Genomic DNA, 22,283 nt, shown 5'->3' with positions numbered 1-22,283 from the left:
CGATTATTCGGTTCGGCTCTGGGCGGACCTTCCGCCTGATCGTCTCCAAGGACTGAAAAGCCTTTCCAATTGTTAATCCGGAAGCCTCGCAGCGGCACCGAAAAAGCCATTGACTTTTCATCCTTTAAGGCACATTTCCAAAAACGAAGTGACGCCCGACCGGGCGCCACTCTTTCAAAGGACAATTGAGATGAACCCCGACAGTCGAAGTTCGACGTCATCATACCGACCCGTCTCTGCGGGGCTCTAGTCCTTCTTGAAAGGATGCGCGCTCCGAAGGGACCGATGGTCCAAAAAGGAGCCGTCATGCTGCGCATCCATGCCTACGACCTTGACCGTCTTGTTTCCGTCGCCTCCGATGTGCCGGCCGTTGCCGCAGCGCCGGTTGCTTCCGATCCGTCGGCACCAGTCACGTCCGCTCCCGCAACCCCTGCGGTCGTCTGGTACGACCTTGTCAGCCCGACGCCCGACGAGGAACGCATCGTCGGCGAACGCCTCGGCATCACCGTGCCGACCATGGACGAGATGGAGGACATCGAGCTCTCCGCCCGCCTCTACCAGGAGGACGGCGCCGAGTTCATGACCATGACGGTCTTGACCAGGCCCGATGCCGGCACGCCGCGAAAGGTTCCGGTCACCTTCATCGTCAAGGGCCAGGTCCTGGTGACCGTCCGTTATGCCGAGCCGCGCCCCTTCGATGCCTTCATGGCGCGCGCCCGCAAGCCGAACGGCGCCGGCCTGCATTGCGGTTACGGCGAACTGATCATGACCGGCCTGATCGAGGCGATCATCGACCGCATGGCCGATACGCTGGAACGGCTCGGCACCGAGATCGACCAGATTTCCCAGGAAGTCTTTTCGACCAAGGCCGCCAAGGCCAACAAGAAGACCCGCGACCTGCAGGACCTTATCCGCGAGGTCGGCCAGAAGGGCGAATTCATCACCGTCGTGCGCGAAAGCCTCGTCAGCGTCTCCAGAGTCGTCGCCTATTACGCGGCGCTCGACGGCGTCGACCGCAAGCTCCCGAAGGAACTGCGCCAGCGCCTGAAACTGTTGCAGCGTGACGCCACCTCGCTTGGCGATCACTCGGCCTTCCTGTCCGGCAAGATCAATTTCCTGCTGGATGCGACGCTGGGGCTGATCAATCTCGAACAGAACCAGATCATCAAGATCTTCTCGGTCGCCTCGGTCGTCTTCCTGCCGCCGACGCTGGTCGCCTCGATCTACGGCATGAACTTCGCCTACCAGCCCGAACTGCAATGGCACTACGGCTATCACGCCGCGATTGCGCTGATGATCGTCTCGATGGCCATGCCCTATCTGTATTTCAAGCGGAGAGGCTGGCTTTGAACAAGGAGGGCCCCCCGTTTTCTCGCGGAGGCCACGGCTTGCTCCCTCTTCTCCCCAGCGGGGAGAAGTGCCGAGCATAAGCGAGGCGATGAGGGGGATGAGGAGCGGTCCGGCGAAGCCGGAGCAATCGATCCACTGGGTCGATTGCAGCGACGAACATGCGAACCGTCATGTTGAGCCAGAATGTGGCTTCGCCCCCTTCATCCGGCCCTTCGGGCCACCTTCTCTCCGCTGGGGAGAAGGTAATCCTCAAACATCCCATTCCGGCGCAAGATGCCCCGGATTGACGATGCGGCCGGTCGGTTTGGCGAGCGCGTGGATCGCCTGCATCTCGTCTTCCGACAGGGCGAAATCGAACACGTCGAAATTTTCCGGCAGACGCGAAACGGTTGCGGTTTTCGAAAGCGCGATCACGTCCTTCTGCTGGATCGCCCAGCGCAGCGTCACCTGCGCCGCCGTCTTGCCGTGCTTGGCGCCGATATCCTTCAGCACTTCGTCGCCCGGCACCGCGCCGTTCGCCATCAGGTAATAGGCGGTCAGCGACATGCCGTGTTTGCGCACCTCGCCGAGCACCTTCGTCTGGTCGAGATAGGGATGGTATTCCACCTGGTTGGTGGCGAGCGGCGCATCCGAAAGCCTCACCGCTTCGGCGATCAGCGCGACGGAAAAATTGGAGACGCCGATATTCTTCACCTTGCCGGCCTTTTTGAGCGCGTTCAGCGCGCCCATGCGGTCGGCGAGCGGCATTTCGCTCTGCGGCCAGTGGAGGAGAAGCAGGTCGACATAGTCGGTCTTCAGCTTGGCCAGGCTCTCGTCGACCGAGGCGATGAAGGCGTCATGGCCTACGCGATCGACCCAGACCTTGGTGGTCAGGAAAATGTCGGCGCGCGGAATGCCGGACTTGGACAGCACGTCGCCGACGGCTGCCTCGTTCTTGTAGATCTGCGCGGTATCGACATGGCGGAAGCCGAGCTTCAGCGCCTCCGGCAGCACGCGGGCGACGTCCTCGTCGGGCATGCGGAACGTGCCGAAACCGAGGGCGGGAATGTTGGCGCCATTGGCGCTGACTGTGAACATCTTGAACTCCTGTGGGGAAGCCCGGCAAACGGCCGGGCCGAATGAGGCCCGTATTACATGGACCGATTCTGTGACGGATCAACCGCCCGCGTTTTCGGGTAGCGTCAGCCGGCGATGGGCGGGTTGAGGCGGGCAAAGCCCTCCTGCCGCCGATAGGGGAAATGCGGGTAGGGGGCGGTGACGGCGCTGGCCGCATCGAGCGTGCCGATCTGCTCTGTCGTCAGCGACCAGCCGACGGCCCCGAGATTCTGGCGAAGCTGCTCTTCGTTCCGGGCGCCTATGATCACCGAGGAAACCGTCGGCCGGCTGGTAAGCCAGTTGATCGCCACCTGCGGCACGCTTTTGCCGGTTTCGGCGGCCGCCGCCTGCAGCGCATCGACCACCCGGTAGAGCAATTCGTCCTCGACAGGCGGGCCGAAATCCGCCGTCTCGTGCAGCCGGCTGCCTTCCGGAAGCGGCTTGCCGCGGCTGATCTTGCCGGTGAGGCGGCCCCAGCCGAGCGGGCTCCACACCAGCGCGCCGAGCCCCTGGTCCTGTCCCAATGGCATAAGGTCCCATTCGTAGTCCCGGCCGATCAGCGAATAGTAGACCTGGTTCGCCACATAGCGGGTCTGCCCATGCTTGTCGGCCGCCGCCAGCGATTTCATGATCTGCCAGCCGGAGAAGTTGGAAACGCCGATATAGCGCAGCTTGCCGTCCTTCACGAGCTGGTCGAGCGTCGAGACCACTTCCTCGACCGGCGTCGAGGCATCGAAGGCATGCAGCTGGAAGATGTCGATATGGTCGGTGCCGAGCCGCTTCAGGGCGGCCTCCACGGAGCGGATCAGGCGGGAGCGCGACGAGCCCCAGTCGTTCGGCCCGTCGCCGGTCGGCAGGCTGGCCTTGGTGGAGATCAGCACCTCGCTCCGCCGGCCCTTGATCGCCTCACCCAGCACCTCTTCCGAAGCCCCGGCCGAATAGACGTCGGCCGTGTCGAACAGGTTGACGCCGGCCTCGAGGCAGATGTCGACGAGGCGGCGGGCTTCCTCGACATCGGTCGTGCCCCAGTGGCTGAACAGCGGGCCGGAGCCGCCGAACGTGCCGGCGCCGAAGCTGAGGACCGGCACCCTGAGGCCGGATTGTCCGAGATTGCGGTATTCCATGGTCGTGATCCTTCGGTGTGTCGGTTATTCGGCCGGGCAGGAGAGGGCGGGTGCGCCGCTGACGGCCGTCTCGCGCCTGTCCAGCCGGATGGCGAAGAGGACGACGGCAAGCGCTGCGAGCGGAACCAGGCCGGCGATCAGCGTGACGGAGCCGAGACCCGGGCCGTGATCGATGACCACGCCGCCGAGCCAGGCGCCGATCGCGTTGCCGAGGTTGAAGGCGGCGATGTTGAACGACGAGGCAAGCCCCTGGCCGGCACCCTCGGCCTTCTGCAGCACCCACATCTGCAGCGGCGAGACGGTGGCGAAGGCTGCTGCGCCGAACAGGCCGATGGCGATGACGGCCAGCACCGGCTGGTGGATCGCTGCGGTCAAGCTTAAAAGCACGACCGACAGCGCGATCAGGCTGGCGACGATGGTCGGCACCAGATGCCGGTCTGCCAGCCACCCGCCGGCCAGGTTGCCGATCACCAGGCCGCCGCCGAAGACGAGCAGGATCGGCGAGACGGCGGCTTCCGAAAAGCCGGTGATCTCAGTCAGGATCGGGGCGATATAGGTGAAGCCCGCAAACACGCCGACCCAGCTCAGCACCGTGATCAAGAGCCCGAGCAGAACCGGACGGCGGCCGAGCACGGCAAGCGCACCCTGCGAGCTTTCCGCCTGGTTGTCCGCCGCCTTGTCCTTCGGAACGAAGAGCGCGATCACGGCGAGCGCCACGAGGCCGATCAGGGTGACGGCAAAGAAGGTCGAGCGCCAGCCATAGGCCTGGCCGAGCCAGGTGCCGAAGGGCACGCCGAGAATGTTGGCGACGGTGAGGCCCGTGAACATGATGGCGATGGCCGAAGCATATCGGTTCGGGGCAACGAGGCTGGTGGCGACCACCGAGCCGACGCCGAAGAAGGACGCATGCGCGAATGCGGTCAGCACTCGGGCGGCCATCAGCGTCCAGTAGTCGGGCGCCAGCGCACAGGCGAGGTTGCCGATGGTGAACACCACCATCAGGCTCATCAGCAGGGTCTTGCGCGACCATTTGCCGGTCAGCATGCCGAGAATGGGAGCCCCGACGACGACGCCGAGCGCGTAACCGGAAATCAGCAGTCCGGCAGCCGAAATCGACACGCCGAGATCGGCGCTGACATCGATCAGCAGGCCCATGATGACGAATTCGGTGACCCCGATGCCGAAGGCACCGGCCGTCAGCGCGTAGAGAGCGAGAGGCATTGGCTTGGTCCTTGTCCTTGGGAGGAAGGAGTTGAATTTGATGCACCGCAATATCGTCGCCTCGGACTTGCCTGTGTAGCGGAGTAGGCGGATAATCATTTGTGAATTGAAGTCACAGGTGAGATTGATGGTGGAGCAAGCCGGCCCCCCTCTGGCCTGCCGGCCATCTCCCCCTCAGGTGGGGAGATCACGAGCGGCGCGACCATCGCGCATAGGCGACCTTGCAGACGAGGGAAGAGGGCGCGGCATTCCTAACCCTCCCCCTTGTGGGGAGGGTGGCCGGCAGGCCGGAGGGGTTTTGATGCTTTGCGAAGACCCCTCCCCAACCCCTCCCCACAAGGGGGAGGGGCTCCACGCGAGGCCGGCGCCCAGCCGATCTCCCCACCCGTGGGGGAGATGGCCGGCAGGCCAGAGGGGGGGCGACGCGGCACAACGGCTATGATTAGGATTTTGAAAGCAAGGAACAGACGATGGACAACCGAGCCGGTGAAATGGAAGTTTTCGCACTTGCCGCAGAACTCAAAAGCTTCTCGGCGGCGGGGCGAAAACTGAAACTCTCCCCATCCGCCGTCAGCAAGCTCGTCACCCGGCTGGAAGACCGGCTCGGAACCCGTCTCGTGGTCCGCTCCACCCGCATGCTGCAGTTGACGCCGGAGGGCGAGACCTATCTGGCGCGGGCGCGGCGCATCCTTGCCGAGATTGCCGATACGGAGGAGATCGTCTCCGGCGGCGGCCGGACGCTGCCGCGCGGGCCGCTGTCGATCAACGCCTCGGTCGGTTTCGGCGAGCGTTACATCCTGCCGCTGACCTGCGAGTTCCAGCAGCTTTTCCCGGATGTGCAGCTCGACATCACGCTCACCGACGATATCGTCGATCTTATCCGCGAGCGGGTCGATATCGCCATCCGCCACGGGCCGATGCGCAACTCCTCGCTGATGGCACGAAAACTAGGCGAGAGCCGACAGGTGGTGATCGCATCGCTGGGCTATCTGGAGCGTCACGGCGTGCCGAAGACGCCGGCCGAGCTCATCGATCACAACTGCATCAATTTCAATTTCCGGCGGGCGGTCGAAGGCTGGCCTTTTCGTGATCCGGAAACCGGCAGCCGGGAGCTGTTGCCGGTTTCCGGAAACCTGAAGGCGAGCAACGGCTCGATCATCCGGCAGTTCTGCCTGGACCATCTCGGCATCGGCCGCGTCGGGCGTTTCCATGTGGAGCCGGATATCGAGGCCGGCCCGCTCGTGCCGGTTCTGGAGGATTTCAACCCTGAGGACATCGAGGAAATCCATGCCGTCTATGCCGGCCACGATCACCTCGCCCTGCGCATCCGAACCTACATAGATTTCCTCGCGGCGCGGCTTTGACGCATATCGCGCAACGGGCGCGGCGTCGCCGGGTAACCATAAGTCGAATAAAGACCTGAATCCCGATCGTTCTGATCGTGAAAAGTGTCTTCCCTGCCACAGGTTCGCCTTGTTTTGGCCGGTTTCCGTCCCCAAATCCTGGGTTCAGGAGAATCCCGGCATGAGTGAACAATTGAACGACATCATCGCCCGTCTGCGGGCGGAGGTAATCGCCGATTCGTCGGAGTACCCACACTTGAGCGTGCCGCTGGAAGACCTGCGGCTCATCGTCCAGAGTTTCGAAATCCTTCATGCGGAGAAGGAAGCGCTGCGCCGCCGCGTGGAACAGCACGCGGAAGTCGTCGAAGCCGTCGAAGTCTTTATCGCAGCTTACCGCGATAAATATAAGAACTATGGCAGCGGCGGCGTTCGTCCCAGCGCCGTGCTTCGCCGCGAGGTACGGATGATCTGGGCTGCCATGAACGGCCACGTGCTGGCGACCGAGAGCACGTTCTGACCTTTGCGGGCCCGGCTGGCTCGGGCCTGCCGGCCGAGTCGGTATCCGGATAGACGCGCCGCCGGCCGTCAGTCCCTGTCCGGCGCGCCGAGCGGGAAGAACGCGCGATAGGGCCGCGCCTCGTCCACCGCGCGCGCAAAGGACGGCCGGGCGAGCAGCCGGCTGCGATAGGCCCGCACATTGGCGAACTGCTCCCCGATCGGGTGCGTCCAGTCCGCGTAGAAGAGGGCAGGCGCCGCGGCGCAATCGGCCAGGCTGAATGCATCGGCCGCCGCCCATTTCCGATCCGCCATGCGCTCGTCCAGCCAGCCATAGGCGGCATCCAGCATGCCGCGCGCTTCCGTGACGCCGTAAGGATCGCGGTGCTCTTCCGCCCGGATTGCGTTGAAAACCACCTTCTGCTGCGGGGTGGAAATGTAGTTGTCGAAGAAGCGGTCCATCATCCGCACGTCGAGCGCCGCATCCGCATCGTCGGGGATCAGCTTCACCGGGCCGGGGTAATGAATGCCCAGATATTCGATGACGATAGACGATTCGAAGACCTGTTTTTCCCCGTCGAGCAGGATCGGAAAGCGCTTCACCGGCCACATGCCGCAGAGGTCCTCGTAGGCGGAAGGATCCTCCGGCCCGAGCATGCGCGTGTCGAACTCGGTGCCGTTCTCATAGAGCGCGGTCAGCACCTTCTGGCAGTAGGACGAGAATGGATGCGAATACAGAACCGGACGCATGACGGCCTCCCATAACCGATTGCGAAGTGAAACTGGTTTCTGGATAACTCAGCCGATTGCTTTTTGCAACCGGTTTCGGGCTGGGGCACGAACCGCCGGGCTGGCACCCGCACGGCCCCTCGGCTCAGGCTTCCGCGACGACATCCTTCACGCCGGCCTTCTCCCGCACGTGCATCGCCCGGATCTCCTTCGCAACTATCTCCTGAAGCCGCCAGAGATTGCGGTCGTGTATGCCGAATTCGGCGAGATGCACGACGGTGTTGTAGAGATATTCGGCGCAGGACCCGCGATGCCCGCAGGCGCGCGCCAGAACCTTTGCGACCTCGTCGAGCGGCAGCAGCGGCCGGATGATGCGCTTGCTGGTGCCGCCGACCCAGAAGGTCAGCGCCCGCACGGTCTCGCCGGCCTGGGTGCGGACCGGCAGCCAGCGGAACGAGGTGAGGCTGTCGCGATGGCTGACCTCGCGTCGCAGCGCCTTTTCGATCTGGACGCGCTTGTCGTCGTCGGCGACCCGGTAGATCACCCCGTCGCAGCGGCCGCCGCGCGACAGCATCATCATCAGCCCCGGCTGTGTGGGTGAGCCCCGGCCGCGCTCGATCCTGAGCGAAAAGGAGCGATGCCAGCCATAGGCGGCCGCCCGCTGGCAGGCGATGCTGTCGAAGCCCGGCTTCCAGATCAGCGAGCCATAGGCAAAGACCCAGAGCGGCTCCTCGCCGACTTCCGCCGCCAGGCGATCGGCGGTCTGAATGTAATCGTCGTCGGTCAGCGGCTCCCATGTGGCCGGCGGGCCGGGATCGGTCTCCTCGCGAAAGCAGAGGTCGACGAGATCCTGGGTGAGCGACAATGTGGATGGTTTCGGCATGGCTTCGAACGGCTTTTCGGCAGGACGAGGAAAATGGCAAGGCTGAAGAGTGCAAGCGCATCGGAGCCGAGTCAACCTGTTTCCCGGCCGGTTCCCTCCTGTTTTCCGGCCGTTTCGGCGGCCTGGTTCTCCGTTTTGCTGTCCCGGAATCGCCGATTTGCTGCGTTGCCGCACCGACGCCCAGATGTTTTGCTCCAAGGATCACGGAATGTTTCCGCCTGGAAACTTTCTCGATGACTGAAGAGTGGAGTTGCTGAACTGATGCGTTGGCTTTTTATCGCGGTGCTGTTGATCCTGGTCGGTTGTGTCCTGAGCATCATCTGGATGAACGATGCCGGCCTCGGCCGGATGGAGGTCACGCAGCCACAGCCGCAAAACCCGCTGGCCCCGCCGCCGGGTACCCCTTGACGGTCTTTTTCAGGCCTTCACCGCGATGACGAAGAGCCGCGGGAAACGCAGCAATACTCGCCCGTCTGCCATCGGCGGATAGGCGTCGGCGATGCGGGCGGTGTAGTCGGCCGCAAAGGCTTGCGCATGGGCGAGGCCGGCGGCGTCGAGATAGGGCCGCAGCCCGGTCGCCCTGACCCATTCGACGATCGCGGGCGCATCGGCGAGCGGGTGGTAATAGACCGTGTGCCAGACGTCGACGCGAACGGATTTCGGCATCAGCCGGTCGAAATAGACGGCAGGCGGCGGCAGCACTGCGCGGCGTACCCTGCCGCCTTCGAAGGCTGCCTTCCACGGGCCGGCAGCACCGGTCTCCTCCATCAGCACATGGCTGGGTTCGGAGAGGTTGTCCGGCATCTGCACCGCGAGCACGCCGCCGGGCCTCAGGTGGTCCATCAGCCGTGCGAGCACCGAGATATGGTCCGGCACCCACTGGAAGACCGCGTTGGCGTAGAGCAGGTCGGCCGGCTCCTCCGGGACCCAGGTATTCAGGTCGGCCTTGGTGAATTGCGTGCCGGGCAGGCGCTTGGCCGCCGCCGCCAGCATGTTGTCGTCGCTGTCGATGCCGGCGACGCTGGCTGCCCCGAAACGTGCCGCGATCAGCTCCGTCGAATTGCCCGGTCCGCAACCGAGGTCGTAGGCACGGGTAACCGAGCCGAGCGGTACCTGCGCCAGAAGATCGCGCGCCGGGCGCGTCCGCTCGTCCTCGAATTTCGCATATTGTTCCGCCGACCATGCCATGAGCGTCTTCCTCGAGTGTTCGTTTCGATGGAACATGGCACTCCGGCACCTGGGTCTCCATGGGCAAAAATATCAATTTTTGTGATGATCCATTTCATATTATCGCTTGACCTCGGCGGCGGGGCCGGACTTCACTCACCCCGCAATTTTGAAGCGTTAAGGAGACCGCCATGTCCGTCAACACCGCCCCCCGCACCACCACCTGGACGTTCGTGGAGGGCGAATGGCTGGAGGGCAACCCGAAGCTGATCGGCCCGACCTCGCATGCCATGTGGCTCGGCTCCACCGTGTTCGACGGCGCCCGCTGGTTCGACGGCATTGCCCCGGACATCGACCTGCATTGCCAGCGCGTCAACCGGTCGGCCACGAACATGGGCATGAAGCCGGTGATGCAGCCCGAGGAGATCGAGGCGCTCGCCTGGGAAGGCATCAAGAAGTTCGATGGCAAGACCGCGATTTACATCAAGCCGATGTACTGGTCTGAACACGGCATGCCCTACAGCGTCGTCACCGCCGATCCGGAATCGACCCGTTTCGCGCTCTGCCTGTTCGAGGCGCCGATGCAGACCGCCAAACCCTCCTCGCTCACCGTCTCGCCCTATCGCCGTCCGAACCCGGAAGTGGCGATGACCGGTGCCAAGACCGGCAGCCTTTATCCCAATAGCGGCCGAATGATCATGGAAGCCCGCAACCGCGGCTTCGACAATGCGCTCGCCCGCGACATGAACGGCAATGTCGCCGAGACCGCCTCCTCGAACATCTTCATGGTCAAGGACGGGGTGATCATGACGCCGATCGCCAACGGCACCTTCCTTGCCGGCATCACCCGCTCGCGCGTCATCGGCCTGCTGCGCCGCGGCGGTTTCGACGTGCGCGAGACGACGCTGACGGTCGCGGATTTCATGGACGCCGACGAGATCTTCACCTCCGGCAACTATTCCAAGATCGTGCCGGTCAACCGCTTCGAGGAACGCCAGCTCCAGGAAGGCCCGGTCGCCCGCAAGGCGCTGGAACTCTACATGGACTGGGCCCGTTCCCCCGGCGACGAGGCCTGAAACTTCCAGGCGGCGGGCGACACAGGGGACAAGTCAGAGTTCATCGTCATCGATGTCGTCCGCGCCACCGAGGCTTTTGCCCCGATGTAGAATGCGCATGATCGTCACGACGTCAGCATCGATGCGAAAGACGATGCTGGCTTTCCGCTTGAAGCCGACGATACGGATACCGGAGCCGAGCTCGTCATGTCTCGTGCCGCGGGTGGGGAAGGTTTCAAAGGCCGCGCAGTGGCCGACGAGTTGGTTGATATACCGCCGTGCAATGGCGCGGCCGGCTTTCGGAGCAATATAGTCATAGAGTTCGGCCAGGTCGGCATCCGCTGCCGGATCGAAAACGACCCGATATCTCATTCGGGGAGGCGGGTGTCTTTGTCGCGCGCATCCATATGCGCATTGATGCGCCGACGGACTTCGCTGATCGGGATTGCCTTGGAAGGATCATGCGCCGTGATGGTCGGCACGACCTCGTCCCGCAGCCAGCTCTCTATTCCCGCATCATGGTCCGCCAGATACCGCAATCCTTCGGCGACCACCTCACTCTCGTCGGCAAATTCGCCGGACGCGACTTTCTTTTGGACGAGTTCGGCCATGTCTTCCGGCAGAGAGATGGTAATCGATCGGTTCGGGCGCATAGGTCGGTTCCTGTTCGCGGGAAAGCCTATCACATTCGGGCAAGGCGCGCCATTTCGCTGTCCGGTTTATTGGGCCATTCGGGAGTGACTTCCTGCAGGCAACCTCGCGTCTGGTCCGTCCTGTGCTCCCTCACACAAGCCGCACCGCGGCCGTGCCGATGATGACCATCGAGACGGCGATCATCAGGGGTTTGACCGGCAGGTAGCGGACGATGAAGGCGCCGATCGGGGCTGCCAGGATGCCGCCAAGGATGAGGCCGAGGGCGGAGGAGAGTTCCGACCAGCCGAGCGCCACGATGAAGGTTGCGGAAATCACCGTGGTGACCGCGAATTCGGTCAGGTTCGTGGAGCCGATCACCTTTTTGGGATCGTGGCCGCGACCGAGCAGCGAACTCGTCACGATCGGCCCCCATCCGCCGCCGCCCATCGCATCGAGCAGTCCGCCCCCGCCACCCACAAAGGGCACGATCCAGTCGCGCACGTCGCGCGGCCATTTCGGACGGAAGGCCTTGTAGAGGATGAAGAGGCCGATGGCGATCAGGTAGACCGAGACGAAGGGCTCGATCGCCTTACCGTCGATATTCGACAGGATATAGGCGCCGATCGCCCCGCCGACCATGCCGGCCGGCGCCAGCCTGACCACCAGCCGCCAGTCGACATTGCGGTTGTAGAGATGCGACAGTCCCGAGGCTGCGGTAGTGAAACACTCGGTCACATGGGTCATGGCGCTTGCGGCCGCGGGTGCCACGCCGATGGCGAGCAGGCTGGTCGTCGTCAGCACCCCGAAAGCCATGCCGAGCGCCCCGTCGATGATCTGTGCGAAGAAACCTATGGCGACGAAGATCAGGAAGTCGGACGTCAGGAATTCGGACGACATGCAGCCTCCTCTTTGCCGCGGCGTTGGCTTTCAATTCGCAGGCGCGAAGAAAGGTTCCCGTTTTGCGGCTCGTTACTTCCCCGTCTTCACCGTCAGCCTGTCGGCGGAGATTTCGCCACCGATCTCGGCCTTGCGGGTCTTCTTGTCGAAGGCGCAGAGGGTGCTGATCGTCACCTTGGCGCCGACCGCCTTGCCGGAGACGACGGCAAGCCCGTAGCTCTGGCTGCCGAAGGGATCGACGAGAGCCTTGCCGTTTTCGATCAGCCCCTTGGCGGCGGTCACGCAAGCCTTGGCGACCTCCGCCTGGAAACCGGACCATGCGTCGTCCGAGGAGGCGTGCGCGGCAGGGACGCTGGATGCGAGGAGGGTTGCGGCAAGAGCAAAGGTGGTCTTCATCGAACGGGCTCCGAATCGTGATCTGGCCCGTTTCTTGTATCCGGAAATTTCAGCAGGTTCTTGATCCGATCGGCTTGATTTTTGGCAAGTTCACCGTTGCCTCTTGGCCCCTCCGCTCCTATGTTCCCGCACGACGCTATACCCAGGTATCTGCCGAACCCAGGTAGCTATCGAACAAGGAGTAGACCAATGGCCTTCGAACTTCCCGCACTCCCCTACGACTACGAAGCTCTTTCGCCCTTCATGTCGAAAGAGACGCTCGAATTCCACCACGACAAGCACCACAAGGCTTATGTCGACAACGGCAACAAGCTCGCTGCCGAAGCCGGCATGGCGGATCTGTCGCTCGAGGAAGTCGTGAAGAAGTCCTTTGGCACCAACCAGGGCCTCTTCAACAATGCTGCCCAGCACTACAACCACGTCCATTTCTGGAAGTGGATGAAGAAGGGCGGCGGCGGCACCAAGCTGCCGGGCAAGCTCGAAGCAGCGGTCGCCTCCGATCTCGGCGGCTTCGACAAGTTCAAGGCCGATTTCATCGCTGCCGGCACGACCCAGTTCGGCTCCGGCTGGGCCTGGGTTTCGGTCAAGGACGGCAAGCTCGTCATCTCCAAGACCCCGAACGGCGAGAACCCGCTGGTTCACGGTGCCGAGCCCATCCTCGGCGTCGACGTCTGGGAACATTCCTATTACATCGACTACCGCAACGCCCGCCCGAAATACCTCGAAGCCTTCGTCGACAGCCTGATCAACTGGGACTACGTCCTCGAGCGCTACGAAGCCGCCACGAAGTAATCCGGCCAACCGCCGTCATCTTCGGTTTTACCCGAGGATCCCACCCGGTGCCGCAAGGCGCCGGGTGTTTTCGTTTTTGGACTCGGTCATCGGGACGGAAAGCAGGAGGGAAGCAGGTATGGACGGGCAACAGATAGAGATGGTCCTGGCAGAGCTCGCCGTCCGCGAGCCGATCTTCCATCGCCGCGAATTCGGCACCAGCCGCGAGGCGCTGGAAGCCATGACCGACGAGGCCTTCTGGGAAATCGGCGCCAGCGGCAAAGTCTACCGGCGCGATTTTGTGATCGCCAACCTTCTCGAGCGATATCGCGAGCCGGAACCTCATGACTGGCCCTGCCGGGATTTCACCATCAGCCGCCTCGCCGACGACCTCTACCATCTGTCGTATATTCTAGAGGAGCCGGACCGCCGTACCCGTCGGTCCACGTTCTGGAGGCGCACCGCAACCGGCTGGAAGATCGTCTTCCACCAGGGAACGGTGATTGCGTGAATGGGCGGTCCCTCAGCCAGCTTGATTTTCCCGCGCAATAATCCAAAATAGTCACAAGTGACCACTTTGGAGGCTGGATTGGCGGAAATCAGTTGGAAAAATGCCAAGGCGGGCTTTTCCGGTATCGTCGACCAGGCTGCCGCGGGCGAATTCGTGACGATCACCCGGCACGGCAAGCCGGCAGCCGTGATCGTCAGCGTCGAGGCGGCGGAGGCCGCAAGGAAGGCGCTGCGGAAAGAGCGCCCTAACCTCGTCCGGTATCTCCGGAATTTTCCCGCCGATATCGACCTCGATGATGATGTCTTCGCCCGAAATCCCGCATCGAGCCGTGATACCCGTAAACTCAAGCACTTCCTGCCTTTCGGGGTGGCGGTGAAGTCACCCGACGAATTGTTGCTCTGACGTTTCAAATGGCGGCCACCGCCGCCGTTCCGGTCATGTCACACGCCTGTCACAGCCACCGGCTACCTCCGCGAAATGCCTCACGAAAAACCTCTCCTTCGCTTCGGCGTGATCGCCGATCCGCAATACGCCGACCTGCCGCCATGGCTGGAGATGGACCGTTATTACGCCAACAGCCTCGACAAGCTGGGCGAGGCGATCGGCGTGCTGAACGGCGAGGATCTCGCCTTCGTGGTGACGCTGGGCGATCTCATCGACCGGGGCTGGGAGGGCTACGATCCGGTGCTTGCCGTCTATCGGGACCTGCGCCACGAGAGCTTTCTCATGCCCGGCAACCACGATTTCTTCGTCGCGCCGGCGCAGCTCGGCGATGTCCATACGCGGCTCGGCATGCCGGCCGCCTGGCACGAGTTTTCCCGCGGCGGCTTCCGCTTCGTGGTGATCGACGGCAACGAGATCAGCCTGTTTTCGACCCCGGAGGGCCATCCCCGCCACACGCTGGCGCAGCGGCGGCTGGAAACAATGCTGGCTGAAGGCGCGATCAACGCCAAGGAATGGAACGGCGGCATCGGTGACGAGCAGTTCGGCTGGCTGGAGGCGGTGCTTGCCCGCGCCCGGGCCGCGGGCGAGAAGGTCGTGGTCATGGGCCACTATCCGCTTTACCCCGAAAACGAGCACAATCTCTGGGACTGCGAGCGGCTGACCGATCTCTTCGCCCGTTCGGGCAATGTCATCGCCTATCTGAACGGCCATAACCACGTGGGCAATCTCGGTCGTGCCGGAAACACCTGGTACGTCAACTTCAAGGGCATGGTCGATACGCAGGCGGAAAACACCTTTGCGGTCGTCGAGATCTTTGCCGACCGCATCGAGATCATCGGCCATGGCCGGGAGGAAAGCCGCACCCTCGCTCTCTAGGCTCGGCCGCGCGCCGCCCAGGAAAGCCCGCGCCGCAGGATGCTGCGCATATGCGGATGCTCGAATTCGGCCGCCACATGGCCGAGCGCCGAATAGAAGATCCGTCCCTTGCCGAAATGGCGCTTGAACACGACAGGCATCGTCACGTTGCGCACCGCCTCGTCATATTCGCCGGTAAAGGTCGTCGTCGCGAGGATTTCGACCGTCGGATCGTAGTGCAGGTAATACTGCTCGGACCGGTAGTCGAAATCGGGTATGTCCTGCATCACCGGGTCGTTGGGGCGAGTGACGTTGACGCGGTAGTCGATGATATTGCCGGGATGCGCCACCCAGGTGACGCCGGCAAGATAACGGAAGGCAGCACTCTCCTTGAAGGAGGTCGCAAGTGCCCCGTGGTGGCCGCCCAGCCCGAGCCCGCCGCGCACCGCCTCGACAAGCGCATTGGCATCCACCTTTTCCAGCTTTTCGCCGGTAATGATCGGCACCAGCAGGTCGGCGCTGGCGATGCCGGTAGAGCCGAAAATCCCGAGATCCCCGGTGATCTCGACCGCAAAGCCGTCCTCCCGAAGGATGCCGCCGACAATGCCGGCGCATTCCTCCGGCTCATGGATCTTCAATCCGCTCCAGACGATGATTGCCTTGCGCATTCGATGTCTCCCATGCCCTGCCGATTCCTGACGAAGTGGGCGCACCATAGGCACAAAGCCGCCGGCTGTCAGGGGAGGGCTAAGGTCACGGGATAAGGGTCGGTCACATCGGCGGACTGGTCCACCCCTGGACCCACAACGACCGCAGCGTCTCGCCTTCGCCGCGGAAGAAACCGTTGACGAGCTCGCAATGCTCGACCCGGTCGGCGCGGAAATTGCGGATTGCCTGCCGAAGCTCGCACCAGGCGACGATATTGGCCGTCTGCGAATAATAGATCAGCGCCACCGGCCGGATCGTCCGTTCCGTGGCGCGGGCATATTCGTCGCGGTAGTCGAGCGCCAGCTTCTGCTCGTCGCGGATCGCCCGTCGCACCATCGCAAGGTCGAGCGCGTCGGGCACCGGTGCAACTGAGCCCCAGGCATGCAGCGCATTGGCGGAAAACGTGCCGGCAAGCGGCGCCGGAACCACGGCGGCGATCTTTCGGTTGACCTGCTTGGCCGCCTGCCTGAGCTCGGTGTCGCCGGTGCGCTCCAGCAGCGCGAGCGCCAGCACGATCGCTTCGGTCTCCTCGATCGACAGCATCAGCGGCGGCAGCGTGAAGCCGGGGCGTAGGATATAACCGATGCCGCGCCCGCCTTCGATCGGCACCCGCATCGCCTGCAACGCAGCGATATCCCGGTAGATCGAACGCACCGTGACTTCCAGCTGCACGGCGATCTCCGCCGCCGTCACCGGCTTCCTGGCGAGCCGGAGGATCTGGATGATCTCGAACAGGCGCGAGGCCTTGCGCATGCCGTTTTTCCTTGGTCCCAAGCCATTGCTACTGACAACACGCTGTCAGTTGGGCTGCCGTATAGCACCGCATATCCGTTTGAAAAACAAGGTTTCGGCATCCGAAGCCGATTATGCGAGGCTTTAGAAACTGACATGACTTACACCGAAAACCTCTGGCTCTTCTTCACCCTCCTCTTCGGCATCATCGTCGTGCCGGGCATGGACATGATCTTCGTGCTCGCCAATTCTCTGACCCGGGGACGCGCGGCGGGGCTTGCCGCCACCGCAGGCATCATCGCCGGTGGGCTGGTGCACTCGCTCTATGGCGCGGTCGGCGTCGGCCTGCTCGCAAACCTCATGCCGGTCCTGTTCAAGCCGCTGCTGATTGCCGGCGCGCTTTACATGGCCTGGATCGGCGTCAGCCTGATCAGGAGCTCGATCACCGTCGATCATGTCGGCCCGGCGGACACGCGATCGAACTGGGAAGCGTTCCGGCGCGGCGCGGTGACCTGCCTCATCAATCCCAAGGCCTATCTGTTCATGCTCGCCGTCTATCCGCAGTTCCTGCGGCCGGATTTCGGGCCGCTCGCCCCCCAGGCGACAATCATGGCTGCGATGACGGCCGCGACCCAATTCGCGATCTATGGCGGCCTCGCCGCCGCGGCCGGCCATGCGCGAAAATTCCTGGTCGGCAATGGCAGCGCGACGATCTGGGTCGGGCGGATCGCCGGCCTGCTGCTGCTTGCCGTTTCCATGTTGACGCTCTGGGAGGGGTTGACCGCCTGAAGGACGGCAGGCTCGGCGAGACATATCTCCTTCACATTCCGTGCCGGCCCGGCAACAGGCGGAGGTCTCGCGGCCTCATGACAGAAAAGTTACTTTTTTCAAACGCATAAGCCGGCAATCATGCGCTCGCTAAAATGCGCCGGCGTGACCGGTCTATGAGGAGAGGAATGGATGAAGTTTAAACTGATTGCCGCCGCCGCGGCCGTACTCTGTCTTGGCTTGACGGCCGTGACCGCGCAGGAAACCCCGATTGCCAAGCGCCAGGCGCTGATGAAGGGTATCGGCGGCGCAGCTGGCGCGCTTGGCGGTATCGCCAAGGGCGAAAAGCCCTATGACCAGGCTGCCGTGCGCACGGCGCTGACCACGATCAGCACCAATATCAAGGCCTACCCGGACCAGTTCCCGGCAGGCTCCGAGACCGGCGACAAGACCAAGGCCGCACCGGCCATCTGGGAAAAGAATGCCGAATTCAGGGCAAACGCCCAGAAGCTCGGTTCCGATGCGGAGGCGCTTCTGGCGTCCATGCCGGCAGACCAGGCCGCCGTCGGCAAGGCCCTGCAGACGCTCGGCGGCTCCTGCAACACCTGCCACCAGAACTTCCGCCTGAAGTGAGCGCGGCGCGGTTTTAGGACGTAAGGACGGCTGCAGCTTGCTGCGGCCGTCCTTGCATTGCAGAGTGACGCCGGAGGAGGAAGGCGATGGCATCCATATGGTCCAAAATCCTGGCGGCGGGCGTCGTGGTGGTCGCCGCCGGCGCTGCGACGGCCTGGGCGCTGACCAAGCCCGATCCCTATCCCGATTCCCATTGGGCGGGTCTCGGCGCGCCGGATCTTGCCAAGGGCGAACAGCTCTTCTGGGCCGGCGGCTGTGCGAGCTGTCATGCCGCGACCGGCGCCACCGGCGATGCCCTGAAGGTGCTTTCCGGCGGCAGGGCGCTGCCGAGCCCATTCGGGACGTTCCATATTCCCAACATCTCGCCTGATCCGAACGCCGGCATCGGCAACTGGACCCTGGCGCAGTTCGGCAATGCCACGACCCGCGGGGTCGGGCCGGACGGCGAACACCTCTTCCCGTCCTTCCCCTACGGTTCCTATTCGAGGCTCTCGGCCAAGGATATCAACGATCTCTTCGGTTACCTTAAGACGCTGCCGGCGAGCAGCAACGTCGCCCCGCCGCACGAGCTGCCGTTCCCCTTTAATATCCGGCTGGCGGTCGGCGGCTGGAAATTCCTCTATTTCAACGACCAGCCGCGGGTGCAGCTCGCCTCTGCCGACGACAAGGTCAAGCGCGGCCAGTTTCTGGTCGAAGGCCCCGGTCATTGCGGCGAATGCCATACCCCGCGTGACGCGACGGGCGGCTTCTTAGCTGACCGCTGGCTTGCGGGTGGCCCGAACCCGGAAGGCAAGGGAAGCATCCCCAACATCACGCCGGGCTCGAAGGATATCGGCTCCTGGAGCGAGAGCGACATTGCCGGTTACCTCGAAACCGGTTTCACCCCGGATTTCGACACCGCCGGCGGCTCCATGGTCGAGGTGCAGCAGAACCTCGCGCATCTGCCGAAAAGCGATCTCGAAGCGATTGCGGCCTATCTGAAGGCTGTGCCGGCGCGGTAGCCGAACCTGGGGGACGAGCCATGAACCTACGAGAATACAAAGGCCATTCCGCCGTCATCGAATTCGATGTTGAGGACAAACTCTTCGTCGGCCATGTCGCAGGCATTGCCGATCTCATCGGCTTCCATGCCGATACTCTCGCCGAAGCTGAGACCGCCTTCCACGAGGCGGTCGACGACTATCTCGAAATCCTGGCCAAGGCCGCCGGATAGGCCTCGGCCGCGGATCTCACGCGATCGCCTGCAAATAGCGCATGCCGGTGACCGGACGCGGCTTGAAGTCCATCTGTTCGTAGAAGCGGTGGGCGGCGAAATTGCCGGTGGCGGCGCTGACCGAAAGATAGCCGCAGCCGGCGCTTCTGGCGATCTCGCGGGCGCGCGATACCAGGTGCTGGCCGATGCCGTGGCCGCGATGGCCGTCGCGCACGAAGAGATGGTGCAGGTCCATGCCGCGCGTGCCTTCCTGCGCCCGGTAGACCGGCACGAGGATGGCGTAGCCGATCAGGTCCGAGCCGGTGTCGGCCACCAGAGCGCTGATCCACGGCATATCGCCGAACAGGTCGCGCTCGAGCTTTTCGGGGGTGATGGCGGCGGGGTCGTTATGATGCGCGGCGAGCAGCGCGATCATCTCGTTAAGTTCCGGCAGGTCGCGCGATTTCGCGTTGCGGATCGTCACGACCGGCGGGCGGGGTAGGGTGATATCGGTATCTTCGGTCATTTCCGGCATCCTTTTTCGGTCTTCTTGCCGTCAGGTGCCGTTTGAAACAACAAAGCCGCCTGACGGCGGCTTGTTGACATGGTGATCTGTCGAGCCGCCCCTTAGAGGAAGGCCCAAAAATACGAGCAGGCGGTGGTCGTGCGCGTGTTGATCATGGCGCTTAGATGCTCCCGATCTCAAACCTTGTCAAGCGTGATCTGCGAAACGGTTCGCAGCGGCGATGATCGCCTCCGCCATGCCTTGGTCGGCGGTCGAATGGCCGGCATTCTCGATCATCACCAGTTCGCTCCCCGGCCAGGCCTTCGACAGTTCGAACGCCGTTGCCGGCGGTCCCTGCAGGTCGAGCCGGCCCTGGATCAGCACGCCGGGTATCCCGGCAAGCCGGGAGGCCTCGCGCAAAAGCTGGCCATCCTCCAGCCAGGCGCGGTTCTCGAAATAATGGACGCAGAGCCGCGCCCGAGCGAGCACGAAAGCCGGATCCTGCCAGCGGGCCGGCAGTCCGGCCTGCGGTTCCGCCGAGATCGAGCCTGCCTCCCAGTGATGCCAGTCAAAGGCGCCCTTCTGGCGGACAGCCGGGTCGGCATCGTTGAGAAGCGCATGATAGGCGGAAACGGGATGGCGGTTGCGCAAGGGCTCCGGAATGGCCGCGATGAACTTTTCCCAGGCCTCCGGCAGGAAGATCGACAGGCCGTTGTAAAGCCAGTCGATTTCGGCCCAGCGCGTCGTGGTGACGCCGGCAAGGATGATCGCCCGGACGTGTTCGGGAAAGGCCTGCGCATAGACCAGCGCCAGCGTCGCGCCCCAGGAGGAGCCGAAGACCAGCCAGCTTTGCACCTGGAACCGCTCACGCAAAGCCTCGATATCGCCGATCAGATGCCGCGTCGTATTGTCGGCAAGATCATTGCCGAAATCGCCCGCGCTGGGCGTGCTTTTCCCGCAGCCGCGCTGGTCGAACTGGACGATGCGCCAGACCGCCGGATCGAAATGCCGCCTGGCACTGTCCGACATGCCCGAACCGGGTCCCCCATGCAGCAGCAGCGCCGGTTTGCCGTTGGGGTTGCCGGAGAGGGCAAAGAAGATCCGGTTGCCGTCGGGCCTGTCGAGGAAGCCGGTCTCGTATGGGGCGAGGGCGGGGAGGAGGATGGTCGGTACGGGTATTGCATTTTCCGTCATCTGCGTGCCCTCGGTTCGTGTTTTCACCTTGCCTGTCAAATGCACGATTCCGACAAGCGCCTTCCGTCTTGCCGATTGCTCTTGATGGGGTATATTACATCAGGCATCACGGGGCCGCCGATGGCGAAAGCGACATTGGTTCAGAAGACGCGTAGCTATCTGCGTGAAGGCGTGTTTGTTGAAATCGTGGTCTGGCGTGTGCCGGCTTCGCTACGCGGAAGCGCTCACAAGTTCAAGTACAGCATGGCGCTGGTGGCTGGAGGCGAGTGCGTGTTGCGATATGACAACGAGGCCGGCAAAGGCGATCACAGGCATTTCGGCGCATTGGAAACGGCATATTTTTTCAAAGATATCGACCAGCTTTTGGCCGATTTCACGGCTGATGTGAGAGGATGGCTGCATGACAATGCTTAGAGTGAAGATCGAGACCCTCGAACAGTCCATGAGCTCGGTTTCAGAGGCCGTTAAGGCGGTAGAGGCCGGTGAACATCGGTCTGCAACAAGCGTATTGTCCTTCCCTTCCTGGGAAATGCTTCATCGTGTTCTGGCGCCCAAACGTCTCGAAATTGTGCAAGCGATGACGGGGCAGGGGCCTTTGAGCATTCGCGAGGTTGCCCGCCGGGTGGGCCGGGATTTCAAGGGTGTTTACGGCGACGTGGACATGTTGCTTGTCAGTGGTGTGATCGACAAAGCCGAGGGCGGCGGGATCGTCTTTCCCTACGACAGAATCCACTTCGAATTCGACATAGAAGCCGCAGCCTGATGCAAACCGGCTGCAGCCGTCAATGCTCCCCCTCGCACAGCCCATGATCCGATAGTGCCCGGATCACATAACAATCCTCGATCGAATGGCCGTCGCAGTGTGAGATGATCCGTTCGAGTTCGTGTTCCAGCTTCTTCAGCTTCTCGATCTTTTCGCGCACGGCGGTCAGGTGATCGGCGGCGATTCGGTCGGCATTGGCGCAAGGCAGGTCGGGATGCTGGCTGAGGGCGATCAGCTCGCGGATCGCCGGAATATCGAGCCCGAGGTCGCGGGCATGGCGGATGAAGGCGAGCCGTTCGAGATCGTTTCGCTCATACCGCCGCTGATTGCCCTCCGAACGTTCGGCCGCTTCGATCAGGCCCATCTGCTCGTAATAGCGGATGGTCGGCACCTTGACGCCGGTGCGTTTCGAAAGATCGCCGATCGACAGCATGGCCGCAAATTCCTCTTGTAGCTCTAGTCACTAGAGGAATTATCTAATCAGTCGCCGGCATGAAGACAAGCGGGTCGAGGGAAACAAAGGCCGGATGAAACAAAGGAAAGGTGACGCCATGAACGGATGCTGCAGCCATTGCCACGCCAGGTTCGACGGGGCTTCGCGGGATATCCTCCGGCTGTTCTGGGCGTTGGTCGCCACCGTGGCCGGCATGTGGCTGGTCCTCGCGATGGAGATGCTGCGGCGGTCGCATCCGCAATGGGAGCACGAAAGGCATGCAAACGAGGAACTGCCCGCGATGATCGCCAACGACAATGGCGCCGATCGCCCAACGTAAAACGGCCACTGCCCTGATTGGCAGGGCTGTGGCCGGAGAAGGCTTG

Annotated in this window: 30 protein-coding genes and 1 pseudogene; 16 read left to right on the top strand and 15 right to left on the bottom strand. The window is 63.1% G+C overall.

All coding sequences use genetic code 11. From position 1 onward, the window contains the following. Positions 1-285 precede the first annotated feature (285 nt). Positions 286-1,350 (top strand): magnesium transporter CorA family protein, encoded by a 1,065-nt coding sequence (locus tag ACZ9EJ_RS13545; RefSeq protein ID WP_255737097.1) that lies wholly within the window; start codon positions 286-288, stop codon positions 1,348-1,350. Positions 1,351-1,599: 249 nt separating this feature from the next. On the opposite strand, the gene ACZ9EJ_RS13540 is transcribed toward ACZ9EJ_RS13545, so the two are convergent. The 3 genes from ACZ9EJ_RS13540 to ACZ9EJ_RS13530 all read right to left on the bottom strand — a co-directional run bounded on the left by ACZ9EJ_RS13540 (position 1,600) and on the right by ACZ9EJ_RS13530 (position 4,790). Continuing rightward, the gene (locus ACZ9EJ_RS13540; RefSeq protein WP_046641617.1) at positions 1,600-2,427 is read right to left on the bottom strand and encodes an aldo/keto reductase; all 828 of its coding nucleotides are present in this window, start codon (positions 2,425-2,427) and stop codon (positions 1,600-1,602) included. Positions 2,428-2,531: 104 nt separating this feature from the next. Beyond that, entirely contained in the window at positions 2,532-3,569 is a 1,038-nt protein-coding gene (locus ACZ9EJ_RS13535) for an aldo/keto reductase (protein ID WP_046641618.1), read from the bottom strand. A gap of 24 nt (positions 3,570-3,593) precedes the next feature. Further along, complete coding sequence (locus tag ACZ9EJ_RS13530; RefSeq protein WP_046641619.1) at positions 3,594-4,790, bottom strand: MFS transporter; 1,197 nt, start codon at positions 4,788-4,790, stop codon at positions 3,594-3,596. Positions 4,791-5,260: 470 nt separating this feature from the next. Between ACZ9EJ_RS13530 and ACZ9EJ_RS13525 the strand changes: the two genes are divergently transcribed. After that, positions 5,261-6,154, top strand: coding sequence for a LysR family transcriptional regulator (locus tag ACZ9EJ_RS13525; protein ID WP_046641620.1), 894 nt, complete (start codon positions 5,261-5,263; stop codon positions 6,152-6,154). A gap of 160 nt (positions 6,155-6,314) precedes the next feature. Next, on the top strand, positions 6,315-6,650 hold the full coding sequence (locus tag ACZ9EJ_RS13520; protein ID WP_046632500.1) for a hypothetical protein: 336 nt from the start codon (positions 6,315-6,317) through the stop codon (positions 6,648-6,650). Positions 6,651-6,718: 68 nt separating this feature from the next. Here ACZ9EJ_RS13520 and ACZ9EJ_RS13515 read toward each other — a convergent pair whose 3' ends face one another. Then, positions 6,719-7,378 carry a glutathione S-transferase family protein gene (locus tag ACZ9EJ_RS13515; RefSeq protein WP_046641621.1) on the bottom strand — a complete coding sequence of 220 codons (660 nt, stop codon included), beginning with the start codon at positions 7,376-7,378 and terminating at the stop codon, positions 6,719-6,721. A gap of 124 nt (positions 7,379-7,502) precedes the next feature. Next, on the bottom strand, positions 7,503-8,240 hold the full coding sequence (locus ACZ9EJ_RS13510) for a gamma-glutamylcyclotransferase (protein WP_046632496.1): 738 nt from the start codon (positions 8,238-8,240) through the stop codon (positions 7,503-7,505). Between the two features lie 261 nt (positions 8,241-8,501). Here ACZ9EJ_RS13510 and ACZ9EJ_RS13505 point away from each other — a divergent pair, with 261 nt between their 5' ends. Further along, positions 8,502-8,648, top strand: a complete 147-nt coding sequence (locus tag ACZ9EJ_RS13505; protein WP_210011060.1) for a hypothetical protein — start codon at positions 8,502-8,504, stop codon at positions 8,646-8,648. A 9-nt stretch (positions 8,649-8,657) separates the two neighbouring features. Here ACZ9EJ_RS13505 and tam read toward each other — a convergent pair whose 3' ends face one another. Then, on the bottom strand, positions 8,658-9,428 hold the full coding sequence (gene tam, locus ACZ9EJ_RS13500) for a trans-aconitate 2-methyltransferase (protein WP_046641622.1): 771 nt from the start codon (positions 9,426-9,428) through the stop codon (positions 8,658-8,660). 170 nt (positions 9,429-9,598) lie between these two features. On the opposite strand from tam, the gene ACZ9EJ_RS13495 reads away from it, so the two are divergent. Next, a complete protein-coding gene (locus ACZ9EJ_RS13495) occupies positions 9,599-10,483 on the top strand; it encodes a branched-chain amino acid aminotransferase (protein ID WP_046632492.1) in 885 nt (294 codons plus the stop codon). Positions 10,484-10,516: 33 nt separating this feature from the next. Here ACZ9EJ_RS13495 and ACZ9EJ_RS13490 read toward each other — a convergent pair whose 3' ends face one another. The 4 genes from ACZ9EJ_RS13490 to ACZ9EJ_RS13475 form a co-directional block, all read right to left on the bottom strand. Then, positions 10,517-10,834 carry a type II toxin-antitoxin system RelE/ParE family toxin gene (locus tag ACZ9EJ_RS13490; protein WP_046641623.1) on the bottom strand — a complete coding sequence of 106 codons (318 nt, stop codon included), beginning with the start codon at positions 10,832-10,834 and terminating at the stop codon, positions 10,517-10,519. Further along, positions 10,831-11,115 carry a ribbon-helix-helix domain-containing protein gene (locus tag ACZ9EJ_RS13485; protein ID WP_046632488.1) on the bottom strand — a complete coding sequence of 95 codons (285 nt, stop codon included), beginning with the start codon at positions 11,113-11,115 and terminating at the stop codon, positions 10,831-10,833. Before ACZ9EJ_RS13485 ends, ACZ9EJ_RS13490 begins: the two co-directional genes overlap by 4 nt. Before the next feature lie 130 nt (positions 11,116-11,245). After that, positions 11,246-11,977: a sulfite exporter TauE/SafE family protein gene (locus tag ACZ9EJ_RS13480; protein WP_046641640.1), complete on the bottom strand. Its 732-nt coding sequence runs from the start codon at positions 11,975-11,977 to the stop codon at positions 11,246-11,248. An 87-nt stretch (positions 11,978-12,064) separates the two neighbouring features. Further along, a complete protein-coding gene (locus ACZ9EJ_RS13475; RefSeq protein ID WP_046641624.1) occupies positions 12,065-12,388 on the bottom strand; it encodes a hypothetical protein in 324 nt (107 codons plus the stop codon). A 189-nt stretch (positions 12,389-12,577) separates the two neighbouring features. Between ACZ9EJ_RS13475 and ACZ9EJ_RS13470 the strand changes: the two genes are divergently transcribed. The 4 genes and pseudogenes from ACZ9EJ_RS13470 to ACZ9EJ_RS13455 all read left to right on the top strand — a co-directional run bounded on the left by ACZ9EJ_RS13470 (position 12,578) and on the right by ACZ9EJ_RS13455 (position 14,990). Beyond that, positions 12,578-13,180, top strand: a complete 603-nt coding sequence (locus ACZ9EJ_RS13470; RefSeq protein ID WP_046641625.1) for a superoxide dismutase — start codon at positions 12,578-12,580, stop codon at positions 13,178-13,180. Positions 13,181-13,298: 118 nt separating this feature from the next. Next, a complete protein-coding gene (locus ACZ9EJ_RS13465) occupies positions 13,299-13,670 on the top strand; it encodes a nuclear transport factor 2 family protein (protein ID WP_046641626.1) in 372 nt (123 codons plus the stop codon). A 78-nt stretch (positions 13,671-13,748) separates the two neighbouring features. Then, a pseudogene (locus tag ACZ9EJ_RS13460) lies at positions 13,749-14,003 on the top strand (type II toxin-antitoxin system Phd/YefM family antitoxin); the annotation flags it as partial. Between the two features lie 144 nt (positions 14,004-14,147). After that, complete coding sequence (locus tag ACZ9EJ_RS13455; protein WP_476099257.1) at positions 14,148-14,990, top strand: metallophosphoesterase; 843 nt, start codon at positions 14,148-14,150, stop codon at positions 14,988-14,990. Here the strand turns inward: ACZ9EJ_RS13455 and ACZ9EJ_RS13450 are convergent. Both ACZ9EJ_RS13450 and ACZ9EJ_RS13445 read right to left on the bottom strand, forming a co-directional pair. Next, positions 14,987-15,637, bottom strand: a complete 651-nt coding sequence (locus ACZ9EJ_RS13450) for a ThuA domain-containing protein (protein WP_046635840.1) — start codon at positions 15,635-15,637, stop codon at positions 14,987-14,989. The two genes, ACZ9EJ_RS13455 and ACZ9EJ_RS13450, sit on opposite strands and share 4 nt — an antisense overlap. A gap of 103 nt (positions 15,638-15,740) precedes the next feature. Next, positions 15,741-16,430, bottom strand: coding sequence for a helix-turn-helix transcriptional regulator (locus ACZ9EJ_RS13445; protein ID WP_046635842.1), 690 nt, complete (start codon positions 16,428-16,430; stop codon positions 15,741-15,743). A gap of 135 nt (positions 16,431-16,565) precedes the next feature. Here ACZ9EJ_RS13445 and ACZ9EJ_RS13440 point away from each other — a divergent pair, with 135 nt between their 5' ends. The 4 genes from ACZ9EJ_RS13440 (at position 16,566) to ACZ9EJ_RS13425 (ending at position 19,023) form a co-directional block, all read left to right on the top strand. Beyond that, entirely contained in the window at positions 16,566-17,198 is a 633-nt protein-coding gene (locus ACZ9EJ_RS13440; protein WP_046642128.1) for a LysE family translocator, read from the top strand. A gap of 171 nt (positions 17,199-17,369) precedes the next feature. Further along, on the top strand, positions 17,370-17,810 hold the full coding sequence (locus ACZ9EJ_RS13435) for a c-type cytochrome (RefSeq protein ID WP_046642127.1): 441 nt from the start codon (positions 17,370-17,372) through the stop codon (positions 17,808-17,810). Positions 17,811-17,896: 86 nt separating this feature from the next. Beyond that, the gene (locus ACZ9EJ_RS13430) at positions 17,897-18,811 is read left to right on the top strand and encodes a cytochrome c (protein ID WP_046642126.1); all 915 of its coding nucleotides are present in this window, start codon (positions 17,897-17,899) and stop codon (positions 18,809-18,811) included. A 20-nt stretch (positions 18,812-18,831) separates the two neighbouring features. Continuing rightward, on the top strand, positions 18,832-19,023 hold the full coding sequence (locus ACZ9EJ_RS13425) for a hypothetical protein (protein WP_052754227.1): 192 nt from the start codon (positions 18,832-18,834) through the stop codon (positions 19,021-19,023). Between the two features lie 16 nt (positions 19,024-19,039). Here ACZ9EJ_RS13425 and ACZ9EJ_RS13420 read toward each other — a convergent pair whose 3' ends face one another. After that, positions 19,040-19,528: a GNAT family N-acetyltransferase gene (locus ACZ9EJ_RS13420; RefSeq protein ID WP_370649714.1), complete on the bottom strand. Its 489-nt coding sequence runs from the start codon at positions 19,526-19,528 to the stop codon at positions 19,040-19,042. Positions 19,529-19,714: 186 nt separating this feature from the next. Then, positions 19,715-20,701 (bottom strand): prolyl aminopeptidase, encoded by a 987-nt coding sequence (pip, locus tag ACZ9EJ_RS13415; protein WP_046642124.1) that lies wholly within the window; start codon positions 20,699-20,701, stop codon positions 19,715-19,717. 120 nt (positions 20,702-20,821) lie between these two features. Between pip and ACZ9EJ_RS13410 the strand changes: the two genes are divergently transcribed. Both ACZ9EJ_RS13410 and ACZ9EJ_RS13405 read left to right on the top strand, forming a co-directional pair. Beyond that, positions 20,822-21,115 carry a toxin-antitoxin system TumE family protein gene (locus ACZ9EJ_RS13410; protein WP_046642123.1) on the top strand — a complete coding sequence of 98 codons (294 nt, stop codon included), beginning with the start codon at positions 20,822-20,824 and terminating at the stop codon, positions 21,113-21,115. Next, entirely contained in the window at positions 21,102-21,464 is a 363-nt protein-coding gene (locus tag ACZ9EJ_RS13405) for an HVO_A0114 family putative DNA-binding protein (RefSeq protein WP_046642122.1), read from the top strand. Before ACZ9EJ_RS13410 ends, ACZ9EJ_RS13405 begins: the two co-directional genes overlap by 14 nt. A gap of 19 nt (positions 21,465-21,483) precedes the next feature. On the opposite strand, the gene ACZ9EJ_RS13400 is transcribed toward ACZ9EJ_RS13405, so the two are convergent. Further along, entirely contained in the window at positions 21,484-21,897 is a 414-nt protein-coding gene (locus ACZ9EJ_RS13400) for a MerR family transcriptional regulator (protein ID WP_007752925.1), read from the bottom strand. Between the two features lie 118 nt (positions 21,898-22,015). Here ACZ9EJ_RS13400 and ACZ9EJ_RS13395 point away from each other — a divergent pair, with 118 nt between their 5' ends. Further along, a complete protein-coding gene (locus ACZ9EJ_RS13395) occupies positions 22,016-22,237 on the top strand; it encodes a hypothetical protein (RefSeq protein ID WP_046642121.1) in 222 nt (73 codons plus the stop codon). Positions 22,238-22,283: the final 46 nt, after the last annotated feature.

The organism is Neorhizobium sp. USDA 3394, from assembly GCF_056280385.1.
Note: the sequence above shows the minus strand (reverse complement) of the source record. Positions and strands in the feature narration are given on the sequence as shown.